Genomic DNA, 25,595 nt, shown 5'->3' on the forward strand with positions numbered 1-25,595 from the left:
CCCGAAGCGGCGGCCCGCCTCGACCAACTCCGCCCGCCGAGCGAACGCCACGGCGATGGCCAATTCGGCCTCCGCGATCGCCTCGAAATGCTCCCCGAGAGCCTCTTGCACTTCAACAAATGAGGGCTTCATGACACACACGCTACGGGCACCCACCGACATTACCCGCGGCATCCGCCCACCAAGAAACGGTCTGTGGATAACCCGATCACACCCACAATGTGGAGGAAGAAGCCCTGATCATTGATCGCGACCATTCAGGCCAAGGAAGTCCCGGAGCTGCAGTGCGCCCTCGACTTTCAGTTCGGGCTCGGCGCGGTTCAGGGTGTCGGCAGTCAGAACCAGCTTCTGGTTCAAGACCATCTCGCCGTCGCGCCTCTTCAGGCGATCGATTCCGTTCTCCCGGTAACCGACCTTTCTCGACACCGCGAGGGACGCGGGATTGTCAACGAATGCCGCTGAGGTGACCTCGGCGGCGTCCAGGTGATCGAACATGAATGCGCAGAGAGCCTGACGCATGAGCGTACCGATCCCGCGGCCGTGGTGCTTCATGCCGAGCCAGGAGCCCGTCTCCCCCGTTCTCGTGACGAGGTAGTCCCTGGTTGAGATGCTCTGGCAACCGACGATCTCACCGTCGAAGCGAACCGTGGTCTCGAGCGACCAGGCCGCCGGCGACATCTCGGCTCGTTGTGCCCAGTGGTATTGCATGAGTCGCAACCGGATCTCGCCCGGGGAACCTACGGTCCACGGGAAGAAGAACGGCATCTCCGTCGGCGCGTGGATGCCTGCCGCAGCGAGCGCATCGAGTTCGGGTAGGTCAGCGTCGCGAACGGGAGACAACGTAACGGGGCCGCAAGTGATTTTCAGCCCGAAAGGTGGCCACAGGTCTTCAATTGGTGTGGACAAGACTGCTCGCGACGGCGGATGTGTTTCGTGATTCCCCATCCCGCGATGGTACCGACTCATCGCTGACTCGCGACGGCATAATTCCTTCCGCGCACGGCCGGCGTTGTCCTTATGCTTAAGTGTGTCCAAAAAACCGTTATCGTTGCTAACGATGCGTGGAGACCATTACGGTCTTCAGCCAGCCAGCGTGGTTCGCGCTGAGCCGTAACAAGCGGAATCATTAAGTTCCGCATCAACACCAGAAGGAGTCCAAGGTGGCATCGAAACCCGCTGCAGACATTATTGAAAGTATCGGAGGGGCCGAAAACATCGTCGGCCTCACCCACTGTGCCACCCGGCTACGTTTCACGCTGAAGGATGCATCGGGGATTGACCAAGCGGCCGTCGAAGCGTTGCCTCTGGTTCTCGGCGCTGTTCCGCAGGCCGGCGATCGCTACCAGATCGTCGTCGGCGGAGCCGTAGATACCGTATACAACGACATTATGGCGCTTCCCGCAATGAAGAAGCATGCGGGCGACCACGGCACCGGCGATACCATCGCCAATGTGAAGGCCGCGGAACGCGCGAAGGGCCCGCGCGGAAAGTTCTCCGGGCTGGACACGTTCTTCGAGATCCTGTCCGACTCCTTCCGCCCGATCCTGGGTGCGCTGCTCGGCGCATCCCTGTTCATCACGTTCATGGCTCTGATGGCAACCCTCGGGGTCATCCCGTCGTGGAACGCACCAGGCGTCACCCTCGACCCGTCCTGGGCGTTCATCAACCTGATGTGGCAGGGCGTTTTCGTCTTCCTTCCGCTGATGGTCGCCTACAACGCCTCCAAGCGGCTCGGCGCTGACCCCTGGGTCGGCTTCGGCATCATGGCCGTCGTCATGCTCCCCGGCTTCAACGCGCTGGGACTCACCGACGGAGCAGAGACCGTCTTCGGCGGCAAGGCTGCAGTCGTGCAGATCTTCGGACTGCCTCTGACCGTCACCGACTACAGCTCGCAGGTGTTCCCGCCGCTGATCATGGCGGTCGTTCTCGGGTTGCTGACCAAGTATCTGAAGAAGATCATTCCGTCCAGCGTTCAGCTGATCTTCGTGCCGTTCCTCTGCATGCTCATCATGATCCCGCTGACCGCCTTCCTGATCGGCCCCATGGGCGTGTACGGCGGCGCCGCACTCGGTAACTTCCTCAAGTCGATCAACGACTTCTCGCCGTTCATCTTCGCTGTCGTCATCCCGCTGGCCTACCCGTTCATGGTTCCGCTCGGCCTGCACTGGCCGCTGAACGCAATCATGCTGCTCAACATCCAGTCCCTCGGCTATGACTTCATCCAGGGCCCCATGGGTGCGTGGAACTTCGCGTGCTTCGGTGCAACTGCCGGCGTGCTGTTCCTGTCCATCCGCGAAAAGGACCGTCAGATGAAGCAGACCGCAACGGGCGCGCTCGCGGCCGGCCTGCTAGGTGGTATTTCTGAACCCTCGCTCTATGGCATCCACCTTCGGTTCAAGCGCATCTACCCACGGATGCTCGTGGGCTGCCTCGTCGGCGGCGTCATCCTCGGCCTCGGCGGCGGCGTGAAGACCAGCGCATTCGTCTTCACCTCGCTGTTGACGATCCCCGCGTTCGACAACATTCCCCTGTACGCGGGCGCCATTACCGCGTCGTTCTTCACCGCGATGATCCTCGTGATCCTCTCCGGCTATAAGACGCCGGAGCAGAAGGCGGAATTCGCCGAGGCTCTGGCTGCGGAAACCGTAGCGAGCGACGATGCTGCAACCGACTCTGACATCGCAACCCCGGTTGTTGCCGGTGCGTCAGGCTCAGGAACAGGCACCGGAACCGCCACCGCAACCGCCACCGCCACCGCCACGGTCCTGGCCACGATTGGTTCGCCCATCGCCGGTATCGTCGTTCCACTGACGGACGTGCCGGACCCTGTGTTCAGCAAGGGAATCGTCGGTCTAGGCGTGGGAATCGATCCGACCGAGGACACCGTGTACGCCCCTGGAGCAGGCAAGGTTCTCGTCGCTCAGGCGACCGGTCACGCCTTCGGGCTGCGACTCGACAGCGGTGTTGAAATGCTCATTCACGTGGGTATCGACACCGTGAACCTTGGCGGCAAGGGCTTCGAGGTCAAGGTGGCCGCGGGCGACCGCGTTGAAGCAGGCACCCCGCTGGTGACCTTCGACCGCAAGGTGATCGAGGATGCCGGCTACTCGCTGGTCACCCCGGTGCTCGTGACGAACCCCAAGAAGTTCGGATCGGTCGACCAGGCAGCGTCTGGCCACGTGGAGGTCGGAAGCCCTCTCATCACGGTCACCGCCAAATAAGACACCTCAGGTCAAAAGGTGGGCAGAGAATTTTCTGCCCACCTTTTTTCCTGCCGCTGACATAACCCGGCGGTAGACCATCCTCGTTCCACCGACCAGAAAACGACCGTTCATCGGCCAGTACGTTGACGGAATCGACATTCTTGTGGTCAACGAACGAGCAATTCGGCACTCAGGAGACCGCGAGCCTCATCGTGGGTTCACCGTTGGTGCGTCCGCAGGAGCGAAGGGCAGGGCTCATCGGCTGCGGGTACGGAGATGGTCGTCTCCGCGCATGCGCAAGGCCACGACGAGTCCGGATGCCGCGGTCAGCGCCGCGACCACGGCGACCGCCGTAGGAATACCGAAGGCGTCGGCGAGCAGCCCGGAAAGTAACGCGCCAACGGCGAAGCCTCCGTCACGCCACAGCCGGTACGCACCCACCGAGCGGGCCCTCCACTCGGGGTGGGCGACGTCGCCGATTGCGGCGAGCAGCGTCGGGTAGACCATGGCGGTGCCGGCGCCGAGCAGGATGGCTGCGGTCAGCCAGACCTTTGCGGCCGATCCGATCGGAGAGCCCTCCGGTGATGAGCTGCCCGGCTCCCCAAACCGCCGGGTAGACGGCGGCCAGGATGCCGATGCATTCGATACTGAGTCCGGCGGCGGCGAACAGAATGGGGAAGAGCCCCCAGGCGAGGCCGTCGTTGAGGTTGTTGACCATCCCGGCCTGGCTGATCGAAGACAGCGACCGGTCCCGGAAACTGGTGAGGGTGAACACCTCCCGATTGCTGAGGGAGCCGGCGTGGGCGTGAACAGACAGGTGGTTGACGGCCTCGACTTTGGCGTGCTGATGGGTTTCGCGCACGAAGATGACCGACAGACCGAGGCCCAGAGCGATGAAGACCGCGCCGAGCAGGAACGGGCCAGGACGAAGCCCGTATTCGCCCGCGATATAGCCGGTGGCCGGTGCCGTCGCGGCGACTCCGAGGTCCCCGGCCGCCTCGTTGAAGCCCATGGCCAGGCCGCGGCGGCTCGGGCCGACGAGGTCCATTTTCATGACCACGGTGGTCGATCAGGTCAGTCCCTGGCTGATCCCGAGGATCACGTTGGCGGCGACGATCCAGGCCCAGGTCGGGCCCAGGATGAGCAGGATCGGAACGGGGATGGCGATCAGCCAGCCTGCGACCAGCACCGGCTTTCGGCCGTAGCGGTCTGAGAAGGTGCCGGCGAAATAGTTGGTGCCGGCCTTGGCGAAGCCGAAGGCGAGGATGAAGGTCAGTGCGCCCGTATAGCGGTCGAGCTGAAAGACCTCGTCCGCCAGCAGCGGCAGCACAGTGCGTTCCTGGCCGAGCGTGCCGCCGACCAGCGCGTTGACCGCGACGAGCAACAGGAGCTGGGGGAAGTTCTGCCGGAGGCCCAGGACGATGCCGCGGCGCACGTCTTTGGGTTGATCTGCGGCGTTCGGGGTCTGACTCATAGTCCGTTCTCCAGCGAGGGAGCCGCTGCACGGGCCCGAATCCTATTCCAGAAAACCATTGATTATTAGATGATACTAGTGTGAAGGGAACCGAGAGGAAAAAGATGGGCGATCGAGAAAAGAAATCGGCGCTGTTCGAGCAGTTTGCCCGCGTCGGCAAGGCGCTGGGCAGCGGCAAGCGCCTTGAGCTGGTCGACCTGCTCGCCCAGGGCGAACGCACGGTGGAATCGTTGGCGAACGCGGCCGGCCTGGGTCTGACAAGCGCATCCGCCCACCTGCAAACCCTCAAACATGCGGGTCTGGTCAGCACTCGCCGGGAGGGCACCCGGATTCACTACCGACTCGCTGGGGATGACGTCGCCGGGCTCTACAGCCTGGTGCGCAGCGTCGCGCAGACCCATCTCGCAGACGTCGAATCCATCCGGATCGCCTATCTGGGTCTCGATGACTCCGAAGCGGCGGGCGACGATACGCACGAGGAAATCACCAGGGAAGAGCTTCTCGCACGCGCGACGGCCGGGACTATCACCGTGCTGGATGTGCGGCCACGGCAGGAATATAACGCTGCGCACATTCCCGGCGCCCTCTCCATCCCCCTCGAGGAACTCAGCGATCGGCTCAGTGAACTGCCGACGGACCGCGAGGTTGTCGCCTACTGCCGCGGCAAGTACTGCGTGCTTGCCTACGAGGCCATGGCCGTGCTGCGCCGGAGCGGCCGACGCGCAACGCGATTAAACGAGGGGATGTTGGAATGGCGATTGGCGAATCTGCCGGTGTCCGCCGAGGCGGCCGCCGGGCGCACATCCGTCGAACTACCGGCCTGTCGGACTACCGGACTACCGGCCGGCGGCCGAGTGGGCTTTGGAACCGAATCAGGTAGCCGTCCGGATCGGTGACCAGGAACTGGCGCACACCGGCTTCCTCGTCGTCGACGCGATACCACTTCGTCTCGGGCGCCATGAACAGTGAAACGCCGGCCGCTCGCAAGGCCGACAGGATCGGATCGACGTCGGGCACGGCCACCTGAAAGTTCACGCCGCGACCCTGCGGCACCTCGAGGGGACCCGTGATCCAGTTCCTGCCGGCTCCCGCCCGTTCCAGCATCACGTGCGCGGATCCCCGCATGATGTAAGCGAAGCCGTCATCGGGGCGGTCGTAGCGAATCGTGAATCCGCACAAGTCGCACCAGAACTCGATGCTGGCTTCAAGATCCCGCACCAGAAGTTCAGGCACCAACGCTGGATCTGTCCCGGAAGTCACGTAGTCATGGTGTCATGCTCTGCTCACCCGCAGACCTACCGAGTCAGGGAAGTGCAGTCCGGTGCGGCATCGAAGGCCTGCCCGATCGCGCTTGTGCCGTCGACAGCGGCCGCGCACCGTACGCGCGCCCCGCCGGCAGCGTGAACGAGTTCGACGGAGATTTTGCGCGAAACGGCCCAAAACAGCCCGGAAACCGGCTTATTCCTTAAAATCTCCGTCGAATTCGTTCGACACCCGACCTGGCGCTCCGCCTGTGGCGCTCTCAGCTGGTGCCCGGGGGTTACTCCTTGGCGACCAGGGTGAGAACGTCGTAGGTGGCGACGACCTCATCGTTCTGGTTGTGCAGCACGGCGTCCCAGCAGACCTCGCCGTACTCTTCGGTCTCGCGCGGGGTGATCCGCTTGGCCGTCAGGGTGACCCGGATGCTGTCGCCGGGCGACACCGGGGTGACGAACCGCAGCTTCTCCAGCCCGGAGTTCGCGAGCACCGGCCCGGGGGCCGCATCCACGAACAACCCGGCCGCCCAGGACACCAGCAAGTAGCCGTGCGCGACGATCCCGGGGAAGAACGGGTTCGCCGCCGCCGCCTCGGGGTCCGTGTGCGCGTAGAACTTGTCGCCGGTGGCCTCGGCGAATGCCGTGATGTCGGCCAGAGTGACCACGCGCGGTCCGCCCTGGGTCTGGTCGCCCACCCGCAACTCGGCCAGGGACTTTCGGAACGGGTGGATGCCCGTTCGCACCGCGGCACCGGCGTGCCACTCCCCCGTGATGGCGGTCAGCATGTCGGGCGAGCCCTGGATAGCCGTGCGCTGCATGTGGTGCAGCACCGAACGGATGCCGCCGAGCTCCTCACTGCCGCCGGCCCGCCCGGGTCCGCCGTGCACGAGGTGCGGAACGGGCGATCCGTGGCCCGTGCTGCTGCGCGCATCGACCCGGTCAAGCATCAGCACCCGGCCGTGGTGCGCTGCGATCCCGAGCACGAGCGTACGTGCGATATCGGGGTGGTGAGTGGCCACGGTCGTCACCAGTGAGCCGCCGCCGCGCGCGGCCAGCGCGATGGCGTGGTCCAGGTCGGTGTACTCGATGATGGAGGCCACCGGGCCGAAGGCTTCGATCTCGTGCACGGCCGGGCTCTCCGGGTCGTGGAAGGCCAGCAGGATGGGGGCGACGAAGGCGCCGCCCGGGTCGGTTCCGGTCGGGGCGTCCGCCGAGCCCATCACGATGCGTCCGCCGCCGTCGATCAGGCGGGCGACGCTGGCGAGCACCTCGTCGCGCTGCCCTGTGCTGGCGAGGGGCCCCATGGTGACCCCCTCGGCGCGCGGGTCACCGAGGGTGACGCGGCGGGCCATCCGTTCGGAGACGGCCGCGACGACCTGGTCGCGGCGGCCCGCCGGCACGATCAGCCGGCGGATGCTGGTGCACTTCTGACCGGCCTTGCTGGTCATCTCGGTCACTACGGAGGCGACGTAGGCGTCGAACTCGGCCGTGCCGGCTGCGGCGTCCGGGCCCAGGATCGCGGCGTTGAGCGAATCGGTCTCGCTCGTGAAGCGCACGCCGCCCTCGACCACGTTCGGGTGGGACTTGAGGGTGCGGGCGGTGCCGGCCGACCCGGTGAACGCCACGAGATCGCGGTAGTCGAGGTGGTCGATCAGGTCCCTGGCGCTGCCGGAGATCAGCTGCAGGGCGCCCAGGGGCAGGATGCCGGACGCCAGGATGTGACGCACGACCGCCTCGGTCAGGTACCCGGTGGGCGTCGCGGGCTTGACGATCGTCGGCACGCCGGCGATGAACGCCGGGGCCAGCTTCTCAAGCATGCCCCAGACCGGGAAGTTGAAGGCGTTGATCTGGCAGGCGACTCCGGGGATGCGGGTGTAGATGTGCTGACCGCTGAAGGAGCCGTCGCGGGAGAGCGCCTCGACGTCGCCGTCGATGTAAACCTGACTGTTGGGCATCTCGCGCCGGCCCTTGGAGGACAGCGTGAACAGCACTCCGATGCCGCCGTCGATGTCGACCATCGAGTCGTAGCGGGTGGCGCCGGTGCGGGCGGAGAGCGCGTAGAGCTCCTCCTTGACCCCGCCCAGGTACTGTCCCAGCTTCTTGAGCAGGATGGCACGCTGGTGGAAGGTCAGTTCCCCGAGCGAGGCCTGGCCGACCGTGCGGGCGTGTTCGACCACGGCGGCCAGGTCGAGCCCGTCGCTGCTGACCCGGGCGACCTCGGCCCCGGTGCTCGCGTCGAGGACACGCTGGGCGACCACATCGGTGTCCGGGGTCCACCAGGAGTCGAGAACGTAGCTGGGAACGACCGTGTCAGAGCTCGTGTCGGGGCCGGTGTCAGTGCTGGTGCCGTTGCTGAGAAGTGTCATCATGCGTCCTTCCAATCGAAGAAGCCGCGGCCGCTTTTGCGTCCGAGGTCACCGCGTGCGACAAGGTCGCGTAGCAGTTGCGGCGGGGCGAACCGGTCGCCGAGGGTTTCGTGCAGGTGTTCGGCGATGCCGAGGCGAACGTCGAGGCCGACGATGTCGGTCGTGCGGAGAGGCCCGACCGGATGCTTGTAGCCAAGAACCATGGCCGTGTCGATGGCCTCGGGGCTGGCCACGCCCTCCTCGACCATGCGGATCGCCTCGAGCGCAATCGCGACGCCGAGGCGGGAGCTGGCGAAGCCGGGCGAGTCCCGCACCAGGATCGGCGTCTTCCCGAGCGAGGACACCCAGTCCTGGGCGAGCCGGGCGAGCTCCGGGTCGGTGCGCTCCCCCGTGACGACCTCGATCAGGGTCGAGACTGGCACCGGGTTGAAGAAGTGCAGTCCAATGAACCGGTCCGGGCGGTCCAGCGTCTCGGCCAGATCGGTGATCGACAGCGAGGAGGTGTTGGACGCCAGCCAGGCGGTGGGGGCGAGGTGCGCCTCCACCAGGCGGAGCGCCTGCGTCTTCAGCGCCACGATCTCGGGAACGGCCTCGACGACGAGGCCGGAGCCGGCGAACGCGGCGGCATCCGTTGTCACGGTCAGCCGGTCGTCGAGCTCGGCGCGGCTCGCGGTCACGCTACCGCGGCTGAGGGATTTGTCGATGGCGGTCAGGACCCGGTCGCGGGCGGCGGCAGCCGCGTCGTCTCCCTGCTCCACGACGGTGACACGGGCCCCGGCCATCAGGAACGCGTGCGCAATGCCGGCGCCCATGCGGCCTCCGCCGAGCACGCCGACCTGGTGCGGCACTGGCACGGACTGAGCGGCTTGGGCCTTTGCGGACACGGTGCTGAGCGTCATCGCTTCTTCCTCTCCAGGAATGCGGTCATTCGGGTGAATTTCTGGTCGGACTCGAACAGGCGCGCCTGGGCCTCGTTGTCGGCCACGGGATGCTCCGCGGCGGGAACATGGAAGACCTCCTTGGCCAGCTGGGTGGCCAACGGGTCCTGCTTGGCGATCCGGTCGGCCAGCGCGTGCGCTGCCTCGAGCAGGACGTCCGACTCGTGCACCTCGGTGACCAGGTGCACCGCCAGCGCCTCGGAAGCGTTCAGGATGCGCCCGGCCAGGATGATCTCCTTGGCCACGGGTTCGCCGACCAGCGCGGCCAGCCGCCACAGCGCTCCGGCCGCCGGGATGATGCCGAGGGCCGTCTCCGGATTGCCGAGCCGGGCGGTCGTGGAGGCGATCCGGAAGTCGGCGGCGTAGGCCAGCTCGGCCCCGCCGCCGAGCGCCCAGCCGTCGATGGCGGCGATCACGGGCATCGGCAGGCGGGCGATCCGGCCGAACAGGGTCGAGTTGATACCGTTCAGGGCGTCTTCGGCCCGGCGTTCCCGCAACTGCGCGATATCGGCCCCGGAGGCGAAGACGCCGTTCGTGCCAGACAGGATCAGGATGCGGGGTTCCTGCTCGAGGTCGGCGCAGACCAGGTGCAACTCGTCGATCATGGTCTGGTCGATGGCGTTGCGCACGGCCGGTCGGTCGAGCTGCACATGCACCCGGTCGGGCCGCTCGTCGACCAGCAGCGTCGTGAACTCGCGCGACATCTAGACGCGCTCCACCAGCAGGGAGGAACCTTGCCCGACGCCCACGCACATGGTGGCCACGCCGCGTTGGGCACCCTCGCGCTCCATGCGCCCCAACAGGGTGATCAGGATACGGGACCCGGACGACCCGAGCGGGTGCCCGAGGGCGATGGCGCCGCCGTGCCGGTTGACGATTTCCGGGTCGAGGCCGAGCCGGCGGATGCAGGCCAGAGACTGGGTCGCGAACGCCTCATTGAGTTCGACGGCGTCGACGTCACCGATGGTCAGTCCCAGGCGGTGCAGCAGCTTCTGGGTGGCGGGGACCGGGCCGAGGCCCATGGTCTCCGGGGCGACGCCGGCGCTGGCTCCGCCTACCACCCGGGCGCGGGGCGTCAGCCCCAGACGCTCGATGGCCGCCTCGCTCGCCACAACGATGGCGGAGGCCCCGTCGTTCAGGGAGCTGGCGTTGCCGGCCGTGACGATGCCGCCCGTCCGCACGACCGAGCGCAGCCCGGCGAGGCGTTCGAGCGTGGTGTCGGCTCGGGGGCCCTCGTCGATCTCGATCAGTCCGGCGCGGGTGGGAACACCCACGATCTCGGGCGTGAAGATGCCGTCACGTTGCGCCTCGAGTGCCAGCCGGTGCGAGCGGAGGGCGAACGTGTCGGCATCCGCCCGGCTGATGCCGTCGAGGGCGGCGACCTCCTCCGCCGTCTCCGACATGGAGAAGGTGGCCTTGTCGCGCGCTTGCAGGCGCGGGTTCGTGAAGCGCCAGCCGATCGAGGTGTCGACGATCTCGCCCGGCTTGGCGAACGCCTTCTCCGGCTTGGCGAGAACCCAGGGTGCGCGGGTCATCGATTCGACGCCGCCGGCGATCACGAGGTCTGCTTCGCCGGCCTTGATCATGTTGGCGGCCAGGTGCACGGCGGACAGGCCGGATGCGCAGAGCCGGTTGACCGTGATCCCCGGCACGCTGTCGGGGAGACCGGCCAGGAGCACGGCCATGCGGGCGACGTTGCGGTTGTCCTCGCCGGCCTGGTTGGCGGCGCCGAGGACGACCTCGTCAAGGTGGGTGGGATCCAGCCCGGACCGGGACACGACCGAGGCAAGCACGATGGCGGCCAGGTCGTCGGGGCGGATGCCGGCCAGCACCCCGCCGTATCGGCCGATAGGAGTTCGAACACCATCAACTAGGAATGCTTCGGGCATGGCTTCATCACCTTTGATCGCCGTGTTTACTAACTGACCGTTCGTTTTGTAAAAGAATGTCATAGAAAGTCCCATCAGGGCAACACGGGAGGCCGCCATACCGCCTCCCCCACATCTGCCGGACTGAGGCAGACTGGGTGCGTGAACGCAACGCCCAGCACCGTCCCCTCCGCTCCCGGCACCGGTCGCCGCCCCGCCGGCCGTTTTGGCCTCCGACTCAATCTGATGCGCCCGGATCGGCCCGACCTGGCGGATCGGGTCACCTACATCGAGCTGTTCTTCGACCTGATCTTTGTGTTCGCGTTGACCCAGCTGTCGCGCCACCTCTACGAGAACCAGTCCTGGCAGGGAGCCGCCGAGTCCGTCATCCTGGTGCTCGCCCTGTGGTGGATCTGGGTGCACACCACCTGGGTGACCAACCTGCTCGATCCGGCCCGCCTGCCTGTGCGCGGGGTCGTGATCGGCCTCTCCCTGGTCGGGCTGGTGGTGAGCGTCTCGATCTACGAATCATTCGGCGACCGGGGATTCCTCTTCGCCGCGGCCTACGTCACCCTGCAGCTGGGCCGAACGGCCTTCATGGCGCTCGCCCTCGCGCTCCACGATCGCGCCCTCTTCCGCGCCTTCGTGCGGATCTTCCTCTGGCTCGCCGTGGCCGGGCTCTTCTGGATTCTCGGCGGCCTGCTCCCGGCCGACTACCGGTTGCTGCTCTGGGCCACCGCACTCGGGATCGAGTTCGTTTCCGCGAAGCTCGGTTTCCCGGTGCCGGGCCTCGGCCGGGCCACTCCCGGCGACGGCGAGCTCTCCGGTCCGCACATCGCGGAGCGCAGCGCCCTGTTCGTCATCATCGCACTCGGCGAATCATTTCTGGTGACGGGCTTCGCCTTCGTCGATCAGGACGTGTCGGTGCCGGGTGTGCTCGGCCTGCTACTGGCCTTCGTGAGTGGAGCGGCCATGTGGTGGCTGTACTTCGACCACAGCGAGTACGCGGGCAGCAAAGCCCTCGCCGATGCCGCCGACCCCGGCCGGCTCGCCCGGCTCGCGTATACCTATGTACATGCGATGCTCATCGCCGGCATTGTTCTGAGCTCGGTCGGCGTCAAGGAGATCCTGGCGCATCCGGATGACCCGGTCATTTTTTCGACGGCCGTCGCCATCACCGGCGGGCCTCTGCTGTACCTGCTGGGGCTGGCGTTGTTCCGATTCGTCGTGGCCCGGGAGGTGCTGATCTCCCATGTCACGGGAATCGCACTACTGCTGCTGGCGCTGCCCCTCGCCTTCGCCCTCTCGCCGCTCGCGTTAGGAGCGCTGGGAGCGCTCATGCTGACGACCGTCGCCTGCTGGGGGACCATCGTGCGCGTGCGGAACGGCACCGCCGAGAAGGAGGCCGGCTAGCCGAAACTGGGAGGCTTCGAGTGATCGAACCCCGGTCAGAAGAAGCCGTCGGGGGTGCCTGCAGCCTTCTCGACCGCCTCGGTGCCGATACGCGCGGCGCCGAGCTGGGCCATCGCGACGCGCAGGCCGGATTCCATCTGGGCGGCCCAGACCTCGGTCTCGCGGCTGGCGGCGTCGGCGGCATCCGCTCGGGCGATAGCCTTTTCCTTCTCGGCGCGTTCGCTGCGCACCTGCTGGATGCTCAAGGTGATGCCGTAATAGGCGGCCACCATCGAGGCAATGGGCGTGGCGAATACGGCGAGGGCGTTGATGCTCTCGCTCGACACCCCCACCAAAAGCATCACGATGAAGGCCACGGCAAGGGCTATGATTCCGACCAGGACGACCAGCGCGGTGCGCTGGCCGGACGTGGTCGTGAGGTGCGCTACGCGCCTGGGCGCGGGCTGGGCCTCGGTCGTCTGGGGCTCTTCAATGGGCTTGAGCGTCTCGGTCTGATCGGACAGGGGCATCGACCGGGTGGGCGTGCTGGTCGAGGAGAAATCAGTCATGGTGAGGGCTCCGTCGTCAAAGTGCATCGGGGGGAAGCGGTGGGGTCATTGTCTGCTGCCGATTCGGCGCGGTCAAGGCGGGCATCCGGGTCTTCGTTGAGAAAGACCCGTTTGTAGCTTCGCCCGTCGGGGAGTTCGACGGTTCGGCCGGCGAGCTTGCCGCGGCTCAGCTTCAGGTAGATCGCCTGGGCGGTGACCCCCAGCTGCGCAGCAGCCTCGGACACGGACAGCCCAGGCAGATCGGTGGGCACGGCGCTGGGACGTGCGGACCGCTTGCGTCCGGCCGCCTGCCGGGCGGCGATCTCCGAATCGGTGCCGCTCCAGCGCCACTTCGCGGCGGCCGGTTTCAAACCGGCGGCGTCGGCGATCTCGTCCCAGTCCGCTCCCCCGCTGAGGGCGTCGCGCACACCTACCAGGGTGGCTGGGTCGGCGTCGAGCTCGAAGAGCAGGGAACGGATGGCCCGCAACCGCTCGAGCGGCGCCGAGCCCGGGGCCGTGTCGAGGGTCACCAGGCGCGACAGGGCAACCCGGGTGGATGGTGCGAGAAAGTAGCCCATGGCGTCTGGGGGACTCAGACCCGGTGCAGGGATGATGGGAGGTGTGCCTCCGGGCCGGCTTCGCCGCCGATTGCCGCGGCGAGGCGTTCGCGGGCACGGGCGAGGTGTTCGTCGAGCAACTCGGCAGCCGCGGCGCCATCGCCCTCCCCGATCAGCTCGAGCAGGCGCTGGTGTTCGGCCTGGATCAACGCGGTGTCGAGCAGGTTCAGCGACTGCACCCGCACCATGCAGAGGCGTACCTCGCTAACCAGGGAACGGTACATCCTGCTGATCCGCTCGTTGCCGACGGCGTCGATCAGACTGGTGTGGAAACGCATATCGGGTTCCACGACGTCGAGGGCGGAGCCGCCAGCCACGGCTGCGATGTCGAGGTTGGCCTGCACGGCCTCCTCGGGGACGGTGCAGGTGAGGGCCAGGCGGCGCAGCACCTCGCTTTCGAGGTAGGCGCGGGCCTGGTAGATGTCGCGCACGGAGTCCGGTCCGAGCTCGGCGACGCGGGCGCTCTTGTGCGCCCCGCGCACCAGCAGTCCCTCAGCGACGAGTTTCTCGATCGCCGCCTTCGCCGTGGGGCGGGCGACGTCGTAGCTCGCGGCCATATCGGTCTCGGTCAGGGCCGTGGCGGAGGTCAATTCCCCTTCAAGGATTCGGGTTCGCAGGTCGTTCGCGATGGCATCCACGATCGACGTTGCCGTTACGCGCGCTGTCACGGGACCTGCCTTTCCTAAATTGTGTTCTCATCTTGACAGACAAAAACACAATATATATTGACTTACTTGCATACTTGCTATACAACTGATGAAGTGTCACGACGGCGTGACCACGACCTCAGTGTGGAGACCCAATCTTTCAACAGATACTCGATCCGATTCTTGGATCCCTCGTCCTGTCGGCCATCTGCGCCGCATTGCCGCTGATTCTCCTGTTCGTCCTTCTCGGCGTGTTCCGGGTCAAGGCGCACAAGGCGGCGCTGGTCAGCCTGCTCCTCTCGGTCGTGCTCGCCGTCGTCGGCTGGCAGATGCCGGTCGGCCAAGCGCTGAGCGCCACGGCCGCCGGCGTCTTCTACGGCCTCTTCCCGATTCTCTGGATTCTGGTCAACGCGTTGTGGATCTACAAGCTCACCGTGGCCACCCCCTGGTTCGAGGTGCTGGGCCGCACCATCCGCTCCATCTCCAACGACCTGCGTATCCTGGCCATCCTGATCGCCTTCTGCTTCGGCGCACTACTCGAGTCCCTCGCCGGATTCGGCGCCCCGGTTGCCATTTCCGCCGCCATGCTGATGGCCGCGGGCATGAAACCCCTCAAATCCGCCATGGTGTCGCTGCTGGCCAACACGGCCCCGGTGGCGTTCGGTGCCATGGCCGCCCCGATCATCGCCCTCAACGGCGTCACCGGCCTGCCGATCCAGGACCTCGCGTCGATGGCCGGCCGCCAGACGCCGTTCATCGCCGTGATCGTTCCGCTGATCCTCGTTTTCATCGTCGACGGCAAGCGCGGCGTCAAGCAGACCTGGCCGGTGGCCGTGGTCGCCGGACTCGTCTTCGGACTGGCCCAGTTCGTCACCGCCAACTTCTTCGCCGTCGAACTGACGGATGTCGTGGCCGCCGTCGCCACCGTGGCCGCCGTCCTGGTCATGCTGCGCTTCTGGCAGCCGGCCGAATCCATGGGACTGAACGACGACGTCGAACTGTCCGGTGCCGAGAACCTGGTGAGCACGACCGTGGGCGCCGCGGTCCCCGCATCCGCCATGCGCAGCACCCCCACCACCGCGCTCAAGTCGGCGCGACGCTCTGCCGACAGCCCTGACCTGAACGACAACACCCGCCCGGAACCGCGCCAGGTGTGGAAGGCCATCGCCCCGTACCTGATCATCATGGGCATCTTCTCGATCGCGCAGATCCCGGCCATCAAGGCCTGGCTCAGCGTCGTGGGCAGCGTCACCTTCGCCTGGCCCGGACTGAACGTGACCGACGCCGCCGGCGACCCGGTTCCGGCCACGATGTTCAAGCTCGACCACTTCAAGGCCACCGGCACCCTGCTGCTTTTCTCCGGCCTGCTCACCATGGCGCTCTACAAGGTCTCGTTCCGCCAGGGCCTCAAGATCTACGGCGACACCCTCGTGCAGCTGCGCTGGACCATCGTCACCGTTACCGCCGTGCTCGCCCTCTCGTTCGTGATGAACCTGTCCGGCCAGACCGCCTCCCTCGGCGCCTACCTGGCCACCGCCGGCGTATTCTTCGCCGTGATCTCCCCCCTGATCGGATGGATCGGCGTGGCCCTGACCGGCTCCGACACCTCGTCCAACGCGCTCTTCGGGCAGCTGCAGGTCACCGCCGCCAACGCGACCGGCCTGTCGCCTGTGCTGATGGCCGCCGCCAACTCGTCGGCCGGTGTGCTCGGCAAGATGCTCTCGCTGCAGAACCTGGCCGTGGCGGCCGCCGCCGTCGGCCTGGTGGGTGCGGAGAGCCTGCTCTTCCGCAAGCTCGTCGGATGGAGCCTGGGGCTCCTCGTGCTGATCACGGTCCTGATCGTGCTGCAATCCACCCCGGTCCTCGGCTGGATGGTGCCGTAATGGCCCGCCGTGGCACGGTGGTCACCCCCTCGGCGTTCGTCTCCGGTCCCACAGCGGTGCCTGCATCCGCCGGGATGCTGGGTGCCCTCCGGGCCGCGGTGTCCGACCCGGCCCAGGTGAAGACCCGGGCGATCGACCTGCACGCCAACGCCCACGACGCCTCGCACTTCCTGCTGGTGCCGCAGGCGGTCGTCGTGGCCGCCAACGCGGACGAGGTCGGCAAGCTGCTGCGCGCCAGTCGGGCGCAGGGTGTGCCGCTCACGTTCCGCTCCGGCGGTACCAGCCTGAGCGGCCAGGCACTCACCGACGGCGTGCTCGTCGACGTGCGCCGCAACTTCAAACAGATCGAGGTGCAGGACAACGGCGCCCGGGTGCGGGTTCAGCCCGGCGTCACCGTGCGCGCCCTGAACGCCCGCCTGGCGCAGTACGGCCGCAAATTCGGCCCGGACCCGGCGAGCGAATCCGCCTGCACCATCGGCGGCGTCGTGGCCAACAACTCCTCCGGTATGGCCTGCGGCACCGTCGACAACGCCTACCAGACCCTGGAATCGATCACGGTGGTGCTGCCCAGCGGCACCGTCGTCGACACCGGGGCGGCGGATGCCGACGCGCGCCTCCGCGCCCTCGAACCCGAGCTGCACGAGGGCCTGCTGCGCCTCGCCAAGCGGGTTGCCGGCAACCCGGCCTCCGTCTCGACCATCCGTCACCAGTTCTCGATGAAAAACACCATGGGCTACGGCCTGAACTCCCTGCTGGACTTCGACCGGCCCGTCGACATCCTGGCGCACCTGATCGTGGGCAGCGAGGGCACCCTCGGGTTCGTCGCGGAGGCGGTCTTCCGCACCGTCCCGCGGCCGACCCAGACGGTCACCGGCCTGCTGGTCTTCCCGGACCTGGAGACCGCCAACGCGGCCCTGCCTGCCCTGGTGGGCACCGGGGCGGCCACCCTGGAGCTGATGGACGCCCTGTCGCTCAAGGTCGGCCAGGGCCTGGACGACGTACCCCCGGTCGTGCGCGACCTCGCGGTGCGCGACCACGCCGCCCTCCTGATGGAGTACCAGACCGACAACCCCGAATCGCTGCAGGAGCTCCAGCGCGCGGGCCTGACCATTATGCCGGGGCTCGGGCTCAGCGCCCCGGTGAAGTTCAGCGCGGACTCTGCGACCCGTGCCCAGCTGTGGCATCTGCGGAAGGGGCTCTACGCATCCGTCGCCGGCGCCCGCCCGCAGGGCACCACGGCGCTGCTCGAGGACGTCGTCGTGCCGGTGGCCGCGCTCGGCCGCACCTGCGTGGAGCTGATCCGTCTGTTCGACAAGTACAGCTACCGCAACAGCGTGATCTTCGGCCATGCCAAGGACGGCAACATCCACTTCATGCTCACCGACGGGTTCACCGGCACAACCGAGCTAGAGCGCTACAGCGCCTTCACCGAGGACATGGTGGACCTGGTGCTCGGCGAGGGCGGCTCGCTCAAGGCCGAGCACGGCACCGGCCGGGTGATGGCTCCGTATGTGCGGCGCCAGTACGGCGACGAGCTCTACGAAGTCATGCGGCAGCTCAAGGTGCTGTTCGACCCCGCCGGGATGCTCAACCCCGGCGTGCTGATGAATGACGACCCTGAGGTTCACCTTCGTGACATCAAGCTGGTGCCGCCCGTCGCCGAGGTGGTCGACAGCTGCGTCTCCTGCGGCTACTGCGAACCCGTCTGCCCCAGCCGGGACCTGACCCTGACCCCCCGCCAGCGGATCGTCACCCTGCGCGCCATCGAACAGGCCCGCCGGAGCGGCGACCTGGCTCTGGCCGCCGAGCTGGAGAAGGACTTCGTCTACGACGGCGTGGAGACCTGCGCGGTCGACGGCATGTGCCAGACCGCCTGCCCGGTCAACATCAACACCGGCACCATGATGAAGCAGATCCGGCGCGGCGAGACCGGACCGCTGATCAACGGCGTCTGGAACACCGCGGCCAAGAACTGGGGTGCGGTCACCCGCGGCGCCGGGCTGGCCCTCACTGTGGTGCGCAAGATCCCGGCCCCGGTACTGATGGTGCCCAACAAGCTCGGCCGAGCCGTGCTCGGCACCGACACGCTGCCGCTCTACTCGAGCGAGCTGCCTGGCGGCGGCGGCGGACGCTCCCGCCCGGTGCCGGCCCTGGCGCCGGAAGCCGTCTACTTCCCGGCCTGCGTGCAGACCATGTTCGGTCCGGCCACCGCGGGCACGCCCGGGGTGCAGGTCAGCTTCGAGCAGCTCTGCGACCGGGCCGGCATCACCCTCGTCGTGCCCGCGGGCATCGACGGGCTCTGCTGCGGCACGCCGTGGTCGTCGAAGGGGCTGAAGACCGGCGAAGCGACCATGCGGGCCAAAACCCTCGCGGCGCTGCGCACGGCGACCCGGAACGGCGAGCTCGCCATCATCTGCGACGCCTCCTCCTGCACCGAGGGGCTGCGGACGACCATCGAGGGTGACCAGAACGAGCCGCGCCTGCGGGTGGTCGACGCCGTGCAGTTCGCGGCCGAACGCATCCTGCCGTCACTGCCCGAGTACCAGAAGATCGATTCGCTCGCGCTGCACCCCACGTGTTCTTCCACTCGGATGGGCATCAACGACTCCCTGCAGACCCTGGCCGGCGGGGTGGCCGAGAGGGTGCAGGTGCCGGATAACTGGGGCTGCTGCGGCTTCGCCGGGGACCGCGGCATGCTGCATCCCGAGCTGACAGAATCCGCCACCCGGGCGCAGGCGGCCGATGTCGCGACGATGGACGCCACGGCATTCGCGTCGTGCAACCGCACCTGTGAGCTCGGGCTGACCCGGGCCACCGGCAAGGAATACCGCCACGTGCTCGAGCTGCTGGAAGAGGTGACGCGGCCCGACGCCGACGATCCGGACGCCGCCGCATCCCACCTGGCATAGTCGGGCGCCGTCTGAGCTCTGCCCACTCGCGGCGCAGGTTGGAGAAACTGGCGCACGGTGTAACGTGCGCCAGTTTCCGTAGGGTGCGCCGCGAGGCACGAGGCCCCGAGGACCGTTGACTGCGGGCTACTCGGAGGCGCCGAACACGGCGACGGAGTGCGGTGCGAGGGTGACCGCGGTGGGCGTGCGAGACTGGACCGCGTCGCCGACGGCGGCGAAGGATGCCAGTAGCGCCGGGGCATCCGTCGGCACGTCACGAGCCTCCGTGCCCAGGTTGACCAGGATTTCGGTGTCGCCGCGGCAGAGCCGCAGCCACCGCTCGTTATCGTCGACGTCGACCGCGACCCGGCCGAAGCGCGGGTCCGTGATGTCCGGACGGGAACGCCGCAGCCAGCCCAGAGCCCGGTAGAAATCGAGCAGGCGCGCGTGGGCCGGTTGGGACACCTCAGCCCAGTCCAGCACCGACCGCTCGAACGTGGCCGGGTCCTGCGGGTCGGGCACCACGGCCGGGTCCCAGCCCATGCGCGCGAACTCGCCGATCCGGCCCGTGCGGACGGCCTCGCCGAGTTCGGGTTCCGGATGCGACGTGAAGAACTGCCAGGGTGTGCTCGCCCCCCACTCCTCGCCCATGAACAGCATGGGCGTGAACGGGCCGAGCAGGGTCAGGGTGGCGGCGATCGCCAGCTGCCCGGCGTCGAGGGTCGCACTGAGGCGGTCGCCCGTGGCCCGGTTGCCGATCTGGTCGTGGTTCTGGTTGTTGACGACGAGGCGCCAGGCCGGCATCCGTGCGGTGTCGATCGGCCGACCGTGGGTGCGCCCGCGGAAGCTGGAGAAGGTGCCGTCGTGGAAGAACCCGTGGGTGAGCACCTTCGCGAGGGCGCTGAGCGGCTCGAAGTCGGCGTAGTAGCCGGTGGTCTCGCCGGTGACCGCCACGTGCACGGCGTGGTGGAAGTCGTCGCTCCACTGGCCGGTGAGCCCGTAGCCGCCGGCGTCCCGCGGCGTGATCAGACGCGGGTCGTTGAGGTCCGATTCGGCGATCAGGGTGAGCGGACGCCCGCGGGTGGCGCTCAACACATCGACGTCGGCGGCGAGTTCCTCGAGCAGGTGCAGGGCGTGGTCGTCCCGCAGGGCGTGCACCGCATCCAGCCTGAGTCCGTCGACGTGGTAGTCGCCCAGCCACATCAGGGCGTTGTCGATGATGTAGCGGCGCACCGGGTCGGAGTCGGCGCCGTCGAGGTTGAGAGAGGAGCCCCAGCCCGTGTCGCCCCTCTCGTTCAGGTACGGACCGAACTGCGGCAGGTAGTTGCCGCTCGGGCCGAGGTGGTTGTAGACCACGTCCTGGATGACGCCGATTCCGGCCTGGTGACAGGCGTCCACGAACCGTTGGTAGGCAGCCGGTCCGCCGTAGCCCTCGTGCACGGCGTACCAGAGCACCCCGTCGTAGCCCCAGTTGTGGGTGCCGTTGAAGGCATTGACCGGGAGCAGCTCCACGAAGTCGACGCCGATCGAGGCCAGGTGGGCCAGTCGGCCCGCCGCGGCGTCGAGGGTGCCCTCCGTAGTGAAGGTGCCGAGGTGCAGCTCATAGATCGTGCTGCCGGCCAGCTGGCGGCCGGTCCAGGCGCTGTCCTGCCAGACGTGCGCGCCGGGATCGAACGTGCGGCTCTTCGCGTGCACGCCGTTCGGCTGGTGCCGGGAGCAGGGGTCGGGGAAGGGCCCCTGACCGTCGATCAAAAAGCCGTAGTCGACGGGCTGATCGGCACGGCCCTCGGCGGGCTCGGTCAGCGGACGGGGTGCGTGCCACCATCCGTCGCCCCGCGGGGTCATCGGCACGGTCTGGTCGGCGAGTTCGACCGCCAGGGCCGATGCGTTGGGAGCCCAGACTTTGAATTCAGCGGGCATGGTCGGCACCTTCCAGGTCGGTCGTGCGGGTCGGGTCGGCGTCGTCGGCCGGCACCAGCAGGGCCACCGGGTAGCGCCCCAGCAGGGCGGCCACGCTGACGGATGCGCCGGGGTGGCGTTCCCCGGTCAGCAGATCGACGACCGGCCCGCCGGCCAAGACCACGATCGTATCTCCCCAGCCGCCCGCGGCCGCGAGCCCGAGCGGCAGCCGGGTGGCGATGGTGACCGCGCCGCCGCGGTCGAAAGCGATCACGTGGTCGGCGGCGGCGCCGAACGCGGGGACCGGACTGTGCCGGTAGAAACGTTCGGGCTGGTCGCGGCGCAGCCGGAGGGCGCGCGTGGTGACCAGAAGTTTCGCGGCGCCGGTCTCGTCGACGGGCGGCAGCCAGCCGTCCTGCACCCGGGCCAGGTAGCCGCGCCGCAGGTCGTAGTCGACCGGGCGGCGGTTGTCGGGGTCGACGAGGGAGGTGTCCCATAGCTCGCTGCCCTGGTAGACGTCGGGCACTCCGGGGGCCGTCAGCTGCACGAGCTTGTTCGAGAGCGCGTTGCTCCAGCCCGCCTGGCGCACCCTGTCGACGAACGCGGTGAGCGTCTGCGTGACTGCCGGGTCGTTGAAGGAGGCGGTCACGAGGCCGCGCATCGCCGTCTCGAACTCCGCGTTCTGGCTGGTCCAGGTGGTCGACGTTCCGGCTTCCCGAGCCGCCTTCTCCGCGTAGGCGATGAGGCGTTCCGGTGTGGCCGGCCACGATCCGACGATGGCCTGCCAGAGCAGGTTTTCGAACGGGGCGTCGCCGAGGGGCGCGGTCGCGCGCAGGGTGCGCAGGGTGCTCTCCCATTCGGCCGGGATCTCGGCCAGCACCGAGATCCGGGCGCGCACATCCTCACTGCGCTTGGTGTCGTGGGTGGAAAGGGTCGTCAACGAGGCCGGGAAGGTGGCCTGACGGGTCTGCTGGCGACGGTGGAACTCGGCTAGGTCGACCGCGAACTCCCCCGGGTCGGCGCCGACCTCGTTCAGCGAGGTGAGCCGGCTGAAGCGGTAGTAGGCGGTGTCCTCGACACCCTTGGCCATCACCATGCCCGAGGTCTGCTGGAAGCGCACGGCCAGCGGATGCCCCGGGTCGCCGAGCAACGGAAGCAGAGCCTCAATCGCGGGGCCGAGGTCGGGCCGGTGGCGAGCCGCCTCGACGCCAGCGTGGCGCAGCTCGTCGATGCCCACCGGGAGGTAGGAGCGGTAGACCGGGAAGCAGGCCAGGAGTTCGGCCAGGGCGTCGACCGTGGTCAGTTCGGTGGTGGCGTCGCCGCCGGGGACCAGTCGGGCCAGGCGCACGACCTCGGCCTGGAGGGTGCGGTCCGCGATGACGCGCTTCCGCGCGTGCACCAGGTCGGCCCAGTCCGCCGGAGGCGCGTCACCGGTCAGCGCCGCGGCCTCGGCCTGCAGCCGGGCCTCGAGTGCGTCGAGCGCGCCCTGCCCGGCCGGGTCGACGAGCAGCCGGTCAAAGTCGGCGAGGGCGTCGTACCCGGTCGTGCCGGCGGTGGCCCAGCTGGTCGGCAGCTGTTCGTCACCCTCGAGGATCTTCTCGACGAGCACGTAGGCTCCGTCGGTGGCATCCCGCAACCGGTCGAGGTAGCCGCCCGGGTCGGCGAGACCGTCGGGGTGGTCGACCCGCAGCCCGTGCACGAGGCCGTCCTGCACCCAGCGCACGATCTCCCGGTGGGATTCGTCGAAGACCCACGGCACCTCGACCCGGAGGCCGGCCAGGGTGTTCACGGAGAAGAACCGACGGTAGTTCAGCTGCGCGTCCGCGCGGCCCCAGTTGACGAGTTCGTAGTGCTGCCGGGCGTGCACGACGCGGGCGTCTGCGCCGCCGTCGGCGCTGCCCGGGGCGAGCGGGAACCGGTTGTCGTAGTAGTGCAGCTCGTCGCCGACCACCTGGAGGCGGTCGAGTTCGCTCATTCCGTCCGCGTCGTCGCCGAGCACGGGCAGCAGGATTCGGTCGCCGTTCGCGGCCCAGTCCACGTCGAAGGCCTCCGCGTAGCGCGAGGCGGGGCCGTGCTGGAGCAGGTTCCACCACCAGAGGTTGCGGTGCGGGGTCGCGACGCCCATGTGGTTGGGCACGATGTCCACCAAGATGCCGCGCCCGGCATCCGTCGCGGCCGCCGCCAAGCGGGTGAGCGCCTCGGCTCCGCCCCGCACCGGGTCGATGCGTGAGTGGTCGACGACGTCGTAGCCGTGGTCGGAGCCCTCTTCCGCAGCGAGCAGCGGGGACAGGTAGAGCCAGTCCGCTCCCAACTCGGTCAGGTAGTCGAGCACCCCTTCCGCGGCCGCCAGGTCGAACGCGGCCGTGATCTGCAGACGGTAGGTGGTGAGCGGAATTTTCACGGCTGGACCAGGTGCGCCGGGTCGATCACGGGGATCGTCCCCGTCATCAGCCCGGCCAGGGAGGCCGCGACGGAGTGGTCCGGCGTGGTTTCCGGAGCGTGATACGCCCGCAGCACGACGAGGGAACGCGACGTCACCGTGTGCAGGGACCCGGCGGGCCGCGGAACCGCGTCGGCGCCTTCGCCCGCCGTGTCGACGACGATCTCCCACGCCGGGGCGTATTCGGCCGGGGGCAGGGTGAACTCGACATCCTCGGCGTCTGCGTTGAAGCAGACCAGGAAATTCACGTCGGTCACCATTTGGCCACGGACGTCGCGCTCCCGGATGCCGTCGCCGCTGAGGAACATGGCGACCGTGCGCGTCAGGTGCTCGTCCCAGTCCTGGGGCTGCATTTCCTGCCCGTCGGGGGTCAGCCAGACAAGGTCGCTCATCGGGTCGCCCGCGGCGCGGTGACCGGGGTGGCCGTTGAAGAAGCTGCTGCGGCGGAACGTCGGGTGTTCGCGGCGCAGCCGGGAAACGGCAGCCGTGAACTCGATCAGCGGCTGGTCCGCCTCCGACCAGTGGATCCAGCTCAGTTCATTGTCCTGGGCGTAGGTGTTGTTGTTGCCGTTCTGCGTTCGGCCGAGCTCATCGCCGTGCAGGATCATCGGCACACCCTGCGACAGGAGCAGGGTGGCAACGTAGTTGCGTTGCTGCCGGGCCCGTAATGCCAGGACCTCCGGGTCATCCGTCGGCCCCTCGACCCCGGAGTTCCAGGACCGGTTGTGCGATTCGCCGTCCTGGCCGTTCTCGCCGTTGGCGTCGTTGTGCTTCTCGTTGTAAGAGACCAGGTCGGAGAGGCTGAACCCGTCGTGCGCGGTGACGAAGTTGATCGAGGCGACGGGGCGGCGGCCCGAGTGCTCGTAGAGGTCGGCGGAACCGGTGATTCGCGACGCGAACTCGCCCAGCGTCGACGGTTCGCCGCGCCAGAAGTCACGCACGGTGTCGCGGTACTTTCCGTTCCATTCCGTCCACTGAGCCGGGAAGTTGCCGACCTGGTACCCACCGGGGCCGACGTCCCACGGCTCGGCGATGAGCTTGACCTGGGACACCACCGGGTCCTGCTGCACCAGTTCAAAAAAGGTGGAGAGCTTGTCGACGTCGTAGAGGTCCCGGGCCAGAGCCGAGGCCAGGTCGAACCGGAAGCCGTCGACGTGCATCTCGAGAACCCAGTAGCGCAGCGAGTCCATGATCAGCTGCAGCGAGTGCGGGTGACGAACGTTCAGGGTGTTGCCGGTGCCCGTGTAGTCCATGTAGTACCGCTTGTCGTCGTCCATGAGCCGGTAGTACGCCTCATTGTCGATGCCCTTGAACGAGATCGTCGGGCCGAGGTGGTTGCCCTCCGCGGTGTGGTTATAGACCACGTCGAGGATGACCTCGATACCAGCGTCGTGCAGAGAACGAACCATCCCCTTGAATTCCTGCACCTGGTTGCCGAGGTCACCGGAGGAGGAATACGCGTTGTGCGGGGCGAAGAACCCGATGGTGTTGTAACCCCAGTAGTTGTTCAGACCCTTTTCCTCGAGGGTGCCGTCGTTGACGAACTGGTGCACCGGCATCAGCTCGATCGCGGTCACGCCGAGTTTCTGCAGGTGGTCAATGACCGACGGATGCGCCACGCCGGCGTACGTGCCGCGCTGGCTCTCCGGTACCGCATCCTGCAGCTTGGTGAGGCCCTTCACGTGGGCCTCGTAGATCAGGGAGGCGCTGTAGGGCGTACGCAGGGGCCGGTCTCCCACCCAGTCGAAGAACGGGTTGACGACGACGCCGAGCATCATGTGCGGGGCGGAGTCCTCGTCGTTACGCGAATCCGGGTCACCGAAGTTGTAGGAGAACAGGGACTGGTCCCAGTCGATCGTGCCGCAGGTGGCCTTGGCATAGGGGTCGAGCAGGAGCTTGTTGGGGTTCGCCCTGCTGCCCGCGGCGGGGTTGTAGTCGCCGTGCACGCGGTAGCCGTAGCGCTGTCCCGGTTGGATCAGGGGCAGGTAGCAGTGCCAGATGAACGCGCTGGATTCGACCACGTCGATGCGGGTCTCCACGCCCTGTTCGTCGAAAAGGCAGAGCTCAACGCGGTGGGCGGCTCCGCTGAACAGGGCAAAGTTCGTGCCGCTGCCGTCGTACGTTGCTCCGAGCGGGTACGCAGTACCGGGCCAGGTTTCCAAAGGGGTGCTCCTCG

At 67.7% G+C, this 25,595-nt stretch carries 17 protein-coding genes and 1 pseudogene; 5 read left to right on the forward strand and 13 right to left on the reverse strand.

Annotated elements, in window-relative coordinates:
* Positions 1 to 240: 240 nt before the first annotated feature.
* Positions 241 to 840 (reverse strand): GNAT family N-acetyltransferase, encoded by a 600-nt coding sequence (locus tag E3N86_RS12650; RefSeq protein ID WP_198412916.1) that lies wholly within the window; start codon positions 838 to 840, stop codon positions 241 to 243.
* Between the two features lie 320 nt (positions 841 to 1,160).
* Here E3N86_RS12650 and E3N86_RS12655 point away from each other — a divergent pair, with 320 nt between their 5' ends.
* The gene (locus tag E3N86_RS12655) at positions 1,161 to 3,221 is read left to right on the forward strand and encodes a glucose PTS transporter subunit IIA (protein WP_104103490.1); all 2,061 of its coding nucleotides are present in this window, start codon (positions 1,161 to 1,163) and stop codon (positions 3,219 to 3,221) included.
* A gap of 237 nt (positions 3,222 to 3,458) precedes the next feature.
* On the opposite strand, the pseudogene E3N86_RS12660 reads toward E3N86_RS12655, so the two are convergent.
* Positions 3,459 to 4,677 (reverse strand): annotated as a pseudogene (locus E3N86_RS12660) (MFS transporter).
* A 104-nt stretch (positions 4,678 to 4,781) separates the two neighbouring features.
* Between E3N86_RS12660 and E3N86_RS12665 the strand changes: the two are divergent.
* Entirely contained in the window at positions 4,782 to 5,573 is a 792-nt protein-coding gene (locus tag E3N86_RS12665) for a metalloregulator ArsR/SmtB family transcription factor (protein WP_134512102.1), read from the forward strand.
* Here E3N86_RS12665 and E3N86_RS12670 read toward each other — a convergent pair.
* The 5 genes from E3N86_RS12670 to E3N86_RS17025 all read right to left on the reverse strand — a co-directional run bounded on the left by E3N86_RS12670 (position 5,506) and on the right by E3N86_RS17025 (position 11,126).
* On the reverse strand, positions 5,506 to 5,910 hold the full coding sequence (locus E3N86_RS12670; RefSeq protein ID WP_198411424.1) for a VOC family protein: 405 nt from the start codon (positions 5,908 to 5,910) through the stop codon (positions 5,506 to 5,508). The two genes, E3N86_RS12665 and E3N86_RS12670, sit on opposite strands and share 68 nt — an antisense overlap.
* A 307-nt stretch (positions 5,911 to 6,217) precedes the next feature.
* Complete coding sequence (paaZ, locus tag E3N86_RS12675) at positions 6,218 to 8,299, reverse strand: phenylacetic acid degradation bifunctional protein PaaZ (protein WP_104103585.1); 2,082 nt, start codon at positions 8,297 to 8,299, stop codon at positions 6,218 to 6,220.
* Entirely contained in the window at positions 8,299 to 9,198 is a 900-nt protein-coding gene (locus tag E3N86_RS12680) for a 3-hydroxyacyl-CoA dehydrogenase family protein (RefSeq protein WP_134374152.1), read from the reverse strand. Before E3N86_RS12680 ends, paaZ begins: the two co-directional genes overlap by 1 nt.
* The gene (locus tag E3N86_RS17020; RefSeq protein WP_104103479.1) at positions 9,195 to 9,941 is read right to left on the reverse strand and encodes an enoyl-CoA hydratase/isomerase family protein; all 747 of its coding nucleotides are present in this window, start codon (positions 9,939 to 9,941) and stop codon (positions 9,195 to 9,197) included. Before E3N86_RS17020 ends, E3N86_RS12680 begins: the two co-directional genes overlap by 4 nt.
* The gene (locus tag E3N86_RS17025; RefSeq protein WP_174843021.1) at positions 9,942 to 11,126 is read right to left on the reverse strand and encodes an acetyl-CoA C-acyltransferase; all 1,185 of its coding nucleotides are present in this window, start codon (positions 11,124 to 11,126) and stop codon (positions 9,942 to 9,944) included.
* A 141-nt stretch (positions 11,127 to 11,267) separates the two neighbouring features.
* Between E3N86_RS17025 and E3N86_RS12690 the strand changes: the two genes are divergently transcribed.
* A complete protein-coding gene (locus tag E3N86_RS12690; protein WP_134374154.1) occupies positions 11,268 to 12,518 on the forward strand; it encodes a low temperature requirement protein A in 1,251 nt (416 codons plus the stop codon).
* 35 nt (positions 12,519 to 12,553) lie between these two features.
* Here E3N86_RS12690 and E3N86_RS12695 read toward each other — a convergent pair whose 3' ends face one another.
* From E3N86_RS12695 to E3N86_RS12705, 3 genes are read right to left on the reverse strand one after another with little or no spacing between them, the layout of a single operon-like run.
* A complete protein-coding gene (locus E3N86_RS12695; protein WP_134374156.1) occupies positions 12,554 to 13,066 on the reverse strand; it encodes a hypothetical protein in 513 nt (170 codons plus the stop codon).
* The gene (locus E3N86_RS12700; RefSeq protein WP_104103468.1) at positions 13,063 to 13,623 is read right to left on the reverse strand and encodes a hypothetical protein; all 561 of its coding nucleotides are present in this window, start codon (positions 13,621 to 13,623) and stop codon (positions 13,063 to 13,065) included. Before E3N86_RS12700 ends, E3N86_RS12695 begins: the two co-directional genes overlap by 4 nt.
* 14 nt (positions 13,624 to 13,637) lie before the next feature.
* Positions 13,638 to 14,330, reverse strand: a complete 693-nt coding sequence (locus E3N86_RS12705) for a GntR family transcriptional regulator (protein WP_104103465.1) — start codon at positions 14,328 to 14,330, stop codon at positions 13,638 to 13,640.
* Positions 14,331 to 14,464: 134 nt separating this feature from the next.
* On the opposite strand from E3N86_RS12705, the gene E3N86_RS12710 reads away from it, so the two are divergent.
* The gene (locus tag E3N86_RS12710; protein ID WP_104103462.1) at positions 14,465 to 16,192 is read left to right on the forward strand and encodes an L-lactate permease; all 1,728 of its coding nucleotides are present in this window, start codon (positions 14,465 to 14,467) and stop codon (positions 16,190 to 16,192) included.
* 74 nt (positions 16,193 to 16,266) lie between these two features.
* Entirely contained in the window at positions 16,267 to 19,101 is a 2,835-nt protein-coding gene (locus E3N86_RS12715) for an FAD-binding and (Fe-S)-binding domain-containing protein (RefSeq protein WP_134512184.1), read from the forward strand.
* Between the two features lie 126 nt (positions 19,102 to 19,227).
* On the opposite strand, the gene treZ is transcribed toward E3N86_RS12715, so the two are convergent.
* Genes treZ through glgX form a run of 3 tightly spaced genes read right to left on the reverse strand, consistent with a single transcriptional unit; the run spans position 19,228 to position 25,581 of the window.
* On the reverse strand, positions 19,228 to 21,000 hold the full coding sequence (gene treZ, locus E3N86_RS12720) for a malto-oligosyltrehalose trehalohydrolase (protein WP_134374158.1): 1,773 nt from the start codon (positions 20,998 to 21,000) through the stop codon (positions 19,228 to 19,230).
* Positions 20,990 to 23,380 carry a malto-oligosyltrehalose synthase gene (treY, locus tag E3N86_RS12725; RefSeq protein ID WP_104103456.1) on the reverse strand — a complete coding sequence of 797 codons (2,391 nt, stop codon included), beginning with the start codon at positions 23,378 to 23,380 and terminating at the stop codon, positions 20,990 to 20,992. The genes treZ and treY overlap by 11 nt, the downstream gene beginning before the upstream one ends.
* Positions 23,377 to 25,581, reverse strand: a complete 2,205-nt coding sequence (gene glgX, locus E3N86_RS12730) for a glycogen debranching protein GlgX (protein ID WP_134374162.1) — start codon at positions 25,579 to 25,581, stop codon at positions 23,377 to 23,379. The genes treY and glgX overlap by 4 nt, the downstream gene beginning before the upstream one ends.
* Between the last annotated feature and the right edge of the window lie 14 nt (positions 25,582 to 25,595).

The sequence above is a fragment of the Cryobacterium sp. Hz7 genome, from assembly GCF_004402815.1.
GTDB classification, from domain to species: domain Bacteria; phylum Actinomycetota; class Actinomycetes; order Actinomycetales; family Microbacteriaceae; genus Cryobacterium; species Cryobacterium sandaracinum.

What these genes read in the sequence shown, in the direction of transcription:
- E3N86_RS12665 (WP_134512102.1), top strand. Translation starts at nt 4,782, where the DNA reads ATGGGCGATCGAGAAAAGAAATCGGCGCTGTTCGAGCAGTTTGCCCGC.
- paaZ (WP_104103585.1), bottom strand. Translation starts at nt 8,299, where the DNA reads ATGACACTTCTCAGCAACGGCACCAGCACTGACACCGGCCCCGACACG.
- E3N86_RS12680 (WP_134374152.1), bottom strand. Translation starts at nt 9,198, where the DNA reads ATGACGCTCAGCACCGTGTCCGCAAAGGCCCAAGCCGCTCAGTCCGTG.
- E3N86_RS17020 (WP_104103479.1), bottom strand. Translation starts at nt 9,941, where the DNA reads ATGTCGCGCGAGTTCACGACGCTGCTGGTCGACGAGCGGCCCGACCGG.
- E3N86_RS17025 (WP_174843021.1), bottom strand. Translation starts at nt 11,126, where the DNA reads ATGCCCGAAGCATTCCTAGTTGATGGTGTTCGAACTCCTATCGGCCGA.
- E3N86_RS12695 (WP_134374156.1), bottom strand. Translation starts at nt 13,066, where the DNA reads ATGACTGATTTCTCCTCGACCAGCACGCCCACCCGGTCGATGCCCCTG.
- E3N86_RS12700 (WP_104103468.1), bottom strand. Translation starts at nt 13,623, where the DNA reads ATGGGCTACTTTCTCGCACCATCCACCCGGGTTGCCCTGTCGCGCCTG.
- E3N86_RS12715 (WP_134512184.1), top strand. Translation starts at nt 16,267, where the DNA reads ATGCTGGGTGCCCTCCGGGCCGCGGTGTCCGACCCGGCCCAGGTGAAG.
- treZ (WP_134374158.1), bottom strand. Translation starts at nt 21,000, where the DNA reads ATGCCCGCTGAATTCAAAGTCTGGGCTCCCAACGCATCGGCCCTGGCG.